We start from the raw sequence: 7452 nt of genomic DNA, 5'->3' as shown, positions 1-7452 counted from the left end.
TACTCGGTATTATCCAGCGTACAAGTATGATAAGCCAGCTACCCCTCTTGAAACACTTACCCGGTTATGGGAAATAGCGCGCGAACAGCTTAATTATGTTTACTTAGGTAATATCCCTGCCACAAACGAAAGCAATACGTATTGCCCTTCTTGTGGGGCACTTCTTATTGAAAGAAGCGGATACAGCATAGAAGTCAAAAACCTGGATGAAGAAGGCAGGTGCTCCAAGTGCGGCAAAGAAATCCCCGTAATCCTCTGAGTAGTTCCACGTTTTTATACACGATACTCGCCTTACTGGCAATTTCCATTCTCACGTGGTTATTTATTACAAACGACAAACAGGAATACTATACAAAAACAGACTATTTACTTGGAACATATGTAACAGTGAGAGTCAGTGGAGATAAAACTTCTCCGGTTTTGCTTGCCAACGCAGCCTTCAAAGAAATAAAAAGAATCGATGAAAAATATGGAAACAACAAAGGTATAGTAGAAGAGCTGAACGCTTCTAAAGGAAAATGGATTGAAATCGACCAGGAGACAGCATTTTTGCTAAAGAGCGCTATCGAAGTTTCGAAGAATACTGGCGGTGCTTTTGACTTTACATTGTATCCGATTATAAAATTATGGGGCTTTGATGACATAAATAATGAAAAACGTGTTCCAAAAAAAACCGAGATAGGAAAAGCGTTATTGAAAGTGAGCTATGAAAACGTTGAAATTTCGCCTGATGGCAACAAAGTCAGGTTACTCAATGGGGCTCAAATTGACCTTTCGGGTATTGCGAAAGGATATGCTGTGGACATGGCAATAATGAAAATTAAATCCATCGATGAAAAGGCCACAGGATTTATTGATGCTGGTGGTGACATAGGCATAATTGGACCTAAATATGGCAACCGGCCGTGGGTAATTGGCATCAGACATCCGAGAAGTGAAAGTGCGGATAAAGTTATAGACTACGTTTATATGTACGATGGGTCAATAGCTACCTCGGGCGATTATGAGAGATTTTTCGAGGTAGATGGCATACGTTATCACCACATTTTCGATCCAGCAACGGGTTATCCAGCCAATAATGGCGTGATAAGCTCAACTGTCATTCATAAGAGTGCAATGCTGGCTGATGCATATGCCACCGCTGCTTTTGTATTGGGGGATTCACCAGGTGTCACCTTTTTCCCGCGATACGGTGCCCTTGCTTTTCTTGTTAGAGAAGATCTTTCAACCTTCAAAAACAAAGGTTTTGAGGTGTATTTAAGTAAATGAAGCTCTTCACAAGGAGCGATATGATTCTCATTGCTCTGCTTATAGCTATAATGTTACTCATATCATATAACGCACCATATAGAAGCACAGAGGCTGAAGTCTATGTACAGGGGAAGGCTTACATGAAAATTGATTTGTCAAAAGACGCAACTTATAATATCGCTAACCATATGATAGTTGAAGTACTTGACGGAAAGATAAGAGCGCAAGAATCCGATTGTCCGGAGAAGTTATGTGTAAAACAAGGCTGGATTTCATCACCCGAGGTACCTATTGTATGTCTCCCAAACAAAATCTTAATAAAAATTATTGGAAAGCTTTCTGACGAAGCGATGGATGCGATGACCAGATGAATAACGGTAGAGTTGCCCGATTTGCTGTTCTCATATCTCTTGGCTCTGCGATATATTTTCTTGAAACCCTTATACCATTTCCACTGCCAGTACCTGGTGGAAGATGGGGGTTTTCTAACATGGTGGTTTTGATTTCACTACCGGGTGCTTCAATTGTCGATGTATTGGCAATATCTGCTGGGAAAAATGTTCTTGGAAGCCTTATCTCCGGGAAAATTGCCACCCCGGGATTTTTGATGGGGTTATTTGGTGTATCTGGTTCGGCAATTGTAATGTGGCATATGTACAAAGCGAGGATATTTGGTCTGGCAGGTACCAGCATCGCGGGTGCATCCACTAATAATCTCATACAATTGGCTTTTGCAGCGCTTTACGTGATACGGGAACCAAGACTTTTTGAATTGTACCCGTATTTTTTTCTGACTGGAAGTTTATCGGCCTTGGTTAATGCATACATAGCCTTTGAAGTACTTAAAAGGATAGGTGGTTCTCTTTGGCAACGAAGATAATACTGGCATCAACATCACCTCGCAGAAAACAATTAATGAAATTCTTTGGAACACCCTTTAAAGTAATTTCGCCTGATAACGTAGATGAATCCTTATCAGCAGCTTCTATAATTGAGGACTTAAAAGAGGTTGCACTTAAAAAAGCAAGAAATGTATTGCCAAAAATAAGCGACATCGAAAACAGCATTGTCATTGGTGCTGATACTGTTGTTATGTTAGAAGGGGAAATCCTTCTTAAGCCAAAAAATACCGATGAGGCTTATAGGCATTTGAAACGCCTATCTGGTGCTTTTCATGACGTTTACACGGGCGTAGGTATTATAACGTCGCACGAAGAATTTTCCTTTGTTGAAATTACCAGAGTGAAGTTTAGAGTGCTTGATGATGCTACTATCTACAGATACATAGAAACAGGCATTCCCATGGATAAAGCAGGTGCATATGGTATTCAGGACTTTGGGGCTCTCTTTGTGGAAAAAATCGAAGGAGATTTTTACAATGTTATGGGTCTTCCCATTGGGAGAATTTGGAATGAACTGAGAAACAGGGGGAACGAATTTTGAAAGCAAGCCATGATATGCCAAGAGAAAAGTTGATAGAGCTAGGCTCTAGAGCCCTTACAAACTCCGAACTCATCGCTATTCTTCTCAGGACTGGTTCAAATGAAATGGATGTACTTGAATTGAGCCAAGAGCTGTTGAAAAAATTCGGAACGCTTACACGACTACTGGCTGCCGACCTTTCTGAAATCTCGTCCATTAAGGGTATTGGTCCTGCTAAGGCTGTTACCTTGAAAGCGGCACTTGAAATCGGAAACCGTGTATTCAAAGAAATCGCTTCCACCACAAAAACAGCTTTACGGGATCCAGAAAGTGTTTATTATCTTTGTCACGATATGACACTCCTGGAAGAGGAAGCAGTACGGATTATTAGTCTTGATAGCAAATTGAAGCTTTCTGGATATGAAACTGTGAGTCTTGGTACCATTGATAGTTCGTTGCTCCATCCAAGAGAGGTTTTCAAATCGGCAATTAAAAAGGCGGCAGCAGCCATTATTGTGGTGCATAACCACCCTTCCGGTGACCCTACCCCAAGCTCCGAAGATATCAAAATAACCGAAAAACTCTCAGACGCTGGTAAAATTATTGGGATAAAGCTCCTTGATCACGTTATAATAGGCAAAGGAAAATATTACAGCTTTAGCGCTTCAAAATCATTTGATGTTTTGGAGGTGCAACATGCTATCACGCGAGAAAGCTATGGAACTTATAAAACAGCACGTTAAAAGAAAGAATATTTTGAAACACATGCTGGCAACAGAAGCTGTAATGAAAGAGCTAGCTAAGAAATTCAACGAGGACGAAGAACTCTGGGGAATTGCTGGGCTTTTACATGACCTTGATTACGATTATACTTTTGAATCACCAGAGAAACATGGTCTTATGACTGTGGAAATGCTCAAAAATTACGATGTGCCTGAAGACGTCAAAAACGCTATTTTAGCACACTGCGAAAAAAAAGAACGTGAAACCCTTATGGAGAAAGCTATCTACGCTGCTGACCCTGTAACAGGTTTTATTGTAGCCGCAGTTCTTATTAGAAAGGGAACAAAGTTGAAAGATCTAACAGTAGATTTTTTGAAAAACCGCTTTAAGGAAAAAAGTTTTGCAAGAGGCGCAAGCCGTGAAAAAATGTTGTGCTGCGAAGATTTTGGATTGCCCCTTGACGAGTTTCTCGCTCTATCGTTGAAAGCAATGCAGGGAATCTCCAGCGAGCTTGGACTTTGATAATTTATATCTAAAATGAAAGGATGGTTAAAATGGATATAAGCAAAAAAGTTAACATCGAAATTCAGCGATTTAAAGACGAATACCATTTTACGGAAAGAGAACTTCCAGAGAGCATTGAACTGTCGAAATACATTGATCATACTCTTCTAAAGCCAGAAGCAACACCTATGATGGTAAAACAGCTTTGTGAAGAAGCTGTTCAACACTCTTTTTACAGTGTTTGCGTTAATAGTGCCTTTTTGCCTTTGGCTAACGAAATCCTCCAAAATACCGATGTGAAAAAGGCCGTAGTAATAGGTTTTCCCCTCGGAGCAGTATCGACGGATGTGAAAGTTTTTGAAACAAATTGGTGCCTTGAAAAGGGCGCGGAAGAATTTGACATGGTTATAAATGTGGGAAATCTCAAGGCAGCACTTTATAATGAAGTATATGACGATATCAAGGCCGTTGTTGATGCTTCAAAGGGGAAAATAGTCAAAGTTATTATAGAAACTGCATTACTAACCGACGAAGAGAAAGTTGCAGCCTGTGTTATTGCCAAAGAAGCAGGTGCTCATTTTGTCAAAACTTCAACGGGATTCAGCAAATCTGGTGCAACGGTTGAGGATGTATCTCTTATGAAATTTGTTGTTGGGAACGAGATGAAAGTAAAAGCATCTGGTGGTGTACGTTCAAAGGAAATAGCTCTTGCCATGATTAAAGCAGGTGCTGACAGGATAGGAACAAGTTCAGGTATAAAAATAGTCAACGAATAATTCTGAATAAGGGGGATGATCTTATGGATTTATGCACTCTTAGCGTAAAGGATTTTCTGAAGCGAGTCGCCGAAAGATCGCCTACTCCTGGGGGAGGAGCGGTTGGATGTGTTGTTGCATCTCTCGCAGCATCTCTGGGTGCCATGGTCGCGAATCTTACAATTGGTAAGAGAGGTTATGAAGATGTTTCAGACCAAATGGAATCCGCCCTTGAGGTATGTGAAAACGAAATGACATATCTATGCGATCTTGTCAACAAAGATGTTCAAGCCTTCGATCAGGTTATGTCTGCGTACAAGCTCCCGAAGAACACGGATGATGAAAAAGCTGTTCGAAAGGTCAAAATTCAGCAGGCACTGAAAACAGCTATTGAAGTTCCCTTTGACCTTGCCAGAAGAGCTAAAAACATCATCATTAATCTTGAGAGAGTTGCCAAATGGGGAAACCTAAATGCCATTTCAGATGTTGAAAGTGCTGCTCATCTTCTCCTTGCGGTTTATTATGTTGCCAAGGCAAATGTAATGATCAATATGAAAAGTCTGAAAGATGAAAAATATTCGGAATGGATAAAGGAGGAAATGGATCACATTGAAAAACAGATAAGAGGCGCTCATGAAAGAATCCTTGATGTGATCGCAAAGAGAAATGGTTGAATACAAGTTAATTAAGAAAGACCCAAATTCCCGCGCTCGTCTTGGAAAATTGAATACCTTGCGCGGGATAATTGATACACCTATATTCATGCCGGTAGGGACCAATGCCACGGTAAAAGGTATCTGGCAACACCAACTCAAAGAAGTTGGAGCACAGATAATTCTAGGAAATGCTTTTCATCTTTATCTAAAGCCAGGTTTGGAAATCATGCGTGAATTTGGTGGATTGCATGAATTTATGAGTTGGGATAAGCCGATTCTCACTGATAGTGGCGGTTTTCAGGTATTCAGCATAAGGAACAAAAAAGTTAGTGATGAAGGCGTTGTATTCAAATCTCCCATTGATGGCTCAAAAATATTGATGACTCCAGAGCTTTCAATGGAAATTCAGATGACGCTTGGTTCTGACATAGCTATGGCTTTTGATGAATGTGTATCACCAGAAATGCCTCGTGAATATGCTGAAGAGTCTGTGTTGCGCACTACGGAGTGGGCAAAACGTTGTCTTGCTCATCATGACAGATCACAGGCCCTTTTTGGAATTGTGCAGGGAGCCTTTGACAAAAAGCTCCGCGAAAAAAGTGCGGCTGATATCACCTCAATGGACTTCGATGGTTTCGCAATAGGAGGATTAAGTGTAGGAGAACCTTTTTCCATTACAAGAGAAATTCTCGAACACACTGTGGATTTTCTGCCAGAAGACAAACCGAGATACCTAATGGGAATCGGAAGTCCTGATCTTATTCTTACGGCCGTTGAAAACGGTATCGATATGTTTGACTGTGTTTTACCAACCAGAATAGGACGTCACGGCACTGCTCTCACCTGGAGTGGTAAAATTAATTTGAAAGCGGCAAAGTTTAAGCACAGCAAAGAGCCTATTGACAGCGAATGTAATTGCAAAGTCTGTCAAAACTATTCAAGAGGTTACATATATCACCTTTTTTCAAGAGATGAAATGCTTGGCAAATTGCTTGTAAGTTACCATAACATACATTTCCTTCTTGATTTTACTGGAAGAATTCGTGAATCCATAGCATCTGGAACCTTTAAAGAGTTCAAAGAAGAGTGCTATAGTAGAGGTCTGATTAAGAGGGAAGTATTGTTGCATGAATTATAGAGTGAAGAGGTGATCTCATGAAGAGAGCCGCAGTGTTAATAACATTATTAGCAATTGCATCAGTGTTGTTTGCATTTGACCCTTTTCTCGTTCAAACGGGAGGGAATCAAGCTCTTGCACGGGGTTATTGGGCTGGCTACGGAAGTCCTTCAGACCTTTACGGCATAATGTATCATGGCTTTTCACCACAAGCTTTTGAATATCGAAGAAGCGGAGCTACAACTTATGATCGTGACCTTCACTTAGCGCTATATGATCCTTCAGATGGCGGAATGGCAGGCATTTTAGAATATACTTTTAACATCGGGGCGACAAATAATTATCGTGCCCTCAGTTATCTTGTGTCTTCAGGTTTGAACTCTTCGACAAACTTTGGCGTAAAGTTGGAATTTGAGAAGGAAAACATCACCAGCTCTTCGACGGATACATATTGGCTTTCTCTGAGTGCCGGCGTTACGGGAATTACATTACCCTATCTTGAATACATAGCTGCTTTTGAAAATGCTTTGCTCTGGAGCAACGATTCAACGGCAACTGCCGAAAGACTTGATATGCTTGTTGGCTTCAGATTGGTTTTTGACCTGTTACATATAGGCTTTGAAGTAGGCACTAGAAACGGAATGAATGTTAGATACGCCGGTATATCAACTGAGCTACAGCTTTTTCCGGGGTTTTTAGTACGTGGGGGTTTTAGTTATAATGCTGATCTAAACTGGGAAAATTTTGACCGTGTTATAGGAGGCGGATTAGAATTTAAAGCTGGAAACATGAAATTTTCCGCAGGTATAGGTGCCAATCTGGATAACACGATCAGAGACAGTAACATCGATATTCCTTTCATGTGGGGAGCTTCATTTTGCGGTGAATGGTAATTAAGTGTTTTGCTTATATGAACTTTGATATTAAAAAAAGCGCCTTATCAAAGGCGCTTTTATTTTGGAGCGGAAGACGGGATTCGAACCCGCGACCCCCTGCTTGGCAAGCAGGTGCTCTACCACTGAGC

The 7452-nt window shown here is 40.8% G+C and carries 10 protein-coding genes and 1 pseudogene; all 11 read left to right on the top strand.

Features of this window, described 5'->3' with window-relative positions; all coding sequences use genetic code 11:
* Window positions 1-259, top strand: a pseudogene (locus tag AC3LHT_RS03450) (AmmeMemoRadiSam system radical SAM enzyme); the annotation flags it as partial.
* Window positions 229-1269 carry an FAD:protein FMN transferase gene (locus tag AC3LHT_RS03445; protein ID WP_488661990.1) on the top strand — a complete coding sequence of 347 codons (1041 nt, stop codon included), beginning with the start codon at window positions 229-231 and terminating at the stop codon, window positions 1267-1269. The pseudogene AC3LHT_RS03450 and the gene AC3LHT_RS03445, both read left to right, overlap by 31 nt.
* Window positions 1266-1622 carry a NusG domain II-containing protein gene (locus AC3LHT_RS03440; RefSeq protein ID WP_290647168.1) on the top strand — a complete coding sequence of 119 codons (357 nt, stop codon included), beginning with the start codon at window positions 1266-1268 and terminating at the stop codon, window positions 1620-1622. The genes AC3LHT_RS03445 and AC3LHT_RS03440 overlap by 4 nt, the downstream gene beginning before the upstream one ends.
* On the top strand, window positions 1619-2131 hold the full coding sequence (locus tag AC3LHT_RS03435) for a Gx transporter family protein (RefSeq protein ID WP_290647167.1): 513 nt from the start codon (window positions 1619-1621) through the stop codon (window positions 2129-2131). Before AC3LHT_RS03440 ends, AC3LHT_RS03435 begins: the two co-directional genes overlap by 4 nt.
* Window positions 2116-2694, top strand: a complete 579-nt coding sequence (locus AC3LHT_RS03430; RefSeq protein ID WP_488661989.1) for a Maf family protein — start codon at window positions 2116-2118, stop codon at window positions 2692-2694. The genes AC3LHT_RS03435 and AC3LHT_RS03430 overlap by 16 nt, the downstream gene beginning before the upstream one ends.
* A gap of 14 nt (window positions 2695-2708) precedes the next feature.
* Entirely contained in the window at window positions 2709-3416 is a 708-nt protein-coding gene (gene radC, locus AC3LHT_RS03425) for a RadC family protein (protein ID WP_366011586.1), read from the top strand.
* Entirely contained in the window at window positions 3370-3918 is a 549-nt protein-coding gene (locus AC3LHT_RS03420; protein ID WP_290647164.1) for an HD domain-containing protein, read from the top strand. Before radC ends, AC3LHT_RS03420 begins: the two co-directional genes overlap by 47 nt.
* 32 nt (window positions 3919-3950) lie before the next feature.
* Window positions 3951-4676 (top strand): deoxyribose-phosphate aldolase, encoded by a 726-nt coding sequence (deoC, locus tag AC3LHT_RS03415; RefSeq protein WP_290647163.1) that lies wholly within the window; start codon window positions 3951-3953, stop codon window positions 4674-4676.
* Between the two features lie 23 nt (window positions 4677-4699).
* Complete coding sequence (locus AC3LHT_RS03410; protein ID WP_290647162.1) at window positions 4700-5329, top strand: cyclodeaminase/cyclohydrolase family protein; 630 nt, start codon at window positions 4700-4702, stop codon at window positions 5327-5329.
* The gene (gene tgt / locus AC3LHT_RS03405; protein ID WP_290666817.1) at window positions 5322-6449 is read left to right on the top strand and encodes a tRNA guanosine(34) transglycosylase Tgt; all 1128 of its coding nucleotides are present in this window, start codon (window positions 5322-5324) and stop codon (window positions 6447-6449) included. The genes AC3LHT_RS03410 and tgt overlap by 8 nt, the downstream gene beginning before the upstream one ends.
* 17 nt (window positions 6450-6466) lie before the next feature.
* The gene (locus tag AC3LHT_RS03400; protein ID WP_290666819.1) at window positions 6467-7321 is read left to right on the top strand and encodes a hypothetical protein; all 855 of its coding nucleotides are present in this window, start codon (window positions 6467-6469) and stop codon (window positions 7319-7321) included.
* The last annotated feature ends 131 nt before the right edge of the window (window positions 7322-7452 follow it).

The organism is Kosmotoga sp., assembly GCF_982836095.1.
This window is presented reverse-complemented; position numbering and strand designations above follow the sequence as displayed.

Excerpts from the sequence above, each read along its gene's own strand:
- AC3LHT_RS03440 (WP_290647168.1), top strand. The coding sequence starts at position 1,266 with ATGAAGCTCTTCACAAGGAGCGATATGATTCTCATTGCTCTGCTTATA.
- AC3LHT_RS03435 (WP_290647167.1), top strand. The coding sequence starts at position 1,619 with ATGAATAACGGTAGAGTTGCCCGATTTGCTGTTCTCATATCTCTTGGC.
- radC (WP_366011586.1), top strand. The coding sequence starts at position 2,709 with ATGCCAAGAGAAAAGTTGATAGAGCTAGGCTCTAGAGCCCTTACAAAC.
- AC3LHT_RS03420 (WP_290647164.1), top strand. The coding sequence starts at position 3,370 with ATGCTATCACGCGAGAAAGCTATGGAACTTATAAAACAGCACGTTAAA.
- deoC (WP_290647163.1), top strand. The coding sequence starts at position 3,951 with ATGGATATAAGCAAAAAAGTTAACATCGAAATTCAGCGATTTAAAGAC.
- AC3LHT_RS03410 (WP_290647162.1), top strand. The coding sequence starts at position 4,700 with ATGGATTTATGCACTCTTAGCGTAAAGGATTTTCTGAAGCGAGTCGCC.
- tgt (WP_290666817.1), top strand. The coding sequence starts at position 5,322 with ATGGTTGAATACAAGTTAATTAAGAAAGACCCAAATTCCCGCGCTCGT.
- AC3LHT_RS03400 (WP_290666819.1), top strand. The coding sequence starts at position 6,467 with ATGAAGAGAGCCGCAGTGTTAATAACATTATTAGCAATTGCATCAGTG.